The organism is Arhodomonas sp. KWT (assembly GCF_010993615.1).
Genome location: NZ_WNXE01000653.1, coordinates 1 through 943 on the forward strand (window position 1 = coordinate 1; position 943 = coordinate 943).

Here is a 943-nt window from a genome sequence, read left to right on the forward strand (position 1 = left end):
GCGGCCAGGGGGAAGAAGACGGTCTGGGGATCGAGGCTGGGCGCGGCCGGGCGGGCCATGGCGGCACTCCTTGCGGGTTCCGTGGCGTGGAGAATGATACATCACGGCTGGCAGGACGTCGTGTGGCCGGAATGCCCGCTTCGGGCGACGGGGACACTCTGCACTTTGGATATGGGACGTGTTTTCGGGAATGACTCAGGGCGCAGTGGCGATGCCGTGGGCCGATCGTCGGATACGCCGCAAGGCGGCGAGGAGGGTGGTCGCCGAGCGGTAATTGAGGTAGTTTCCGTTCTAGCACCAAGCCGGTGCGCGCCGCCAGGAAGGCGGAAGCCGGTCCTCCGCGACTGACCAGGGAAGGTGACATGATGGCGAATATCCCCCCTTTGGGGCCCATTCCGGGCCGCTGTTCCATACGTGATCCCCACGCGTTCGGGTCGTGCCGGGCGTATCGTCCGCGCTATCCAGGCGCGTCACACGTCGACACCCCCCTGTTGTGTCACCGCGGCGCGCAATCCGGTGAGCTTTCCGGGGTGGATGGCCGTTTCCCCCGTCATGCGGTTCGATACGTCGCCAGGGCGGGGCATGCCGTGGCGGGGGGTGGGGCATGAGCGAGGGCGTCTACCCCTACACCCCGCCCAACCAGGCGGAGAGCTGGATGCGCCCGAGCGAGGAGAACCACGTCACGCGGGTGGTGTGCACGGACCGGGCGATCGCGGTGATCTTCGTGCCGGGGGTGATGGGCAGCAACCTGCGGCACAAGAAGGACAAGAGGTGCACGGGGCGATACCGATGATGGCACACCGATCGCCCATAGGCACTTCGAGCTCCGCCAGGGCAAGGAAGTCATCGCCACGGGCGTCACCGATGCCGAGGGGTACACCGGTATCCGGAAAAGCGAATTCATCGACGGCATGAGCATACGGCTCCGACGGGGACAGGGATG

1 protein-coding gene is annotated in these 943 nt (G+C 66.5%); it reads left to right on the top strand.

Annotation, left to right across the window (positions count from 1 at the left end):
- Positions 1 to 604: 604 nt before the first annotated feature.
- Entirely contained in the window at positions 605 to 793 is a 189-nt protein-coding gene (locus G7A99_RS21470; RefSeq protein WP_163143953.1) for a hypothetical protein, read from the top strand.
- Positions 794 to 943: the final 150 nt, after the last annotated feature.

Excerpts from the sequence above, each read along its gene's own strand:
- G7A99_RS21470 (WP_163143953.1), top strand. The coding sequence starts at position 605 with ATGAGCGAGGGCGTCTACCCCTACACCCCGCCCAACCAGGCGGAGAGC.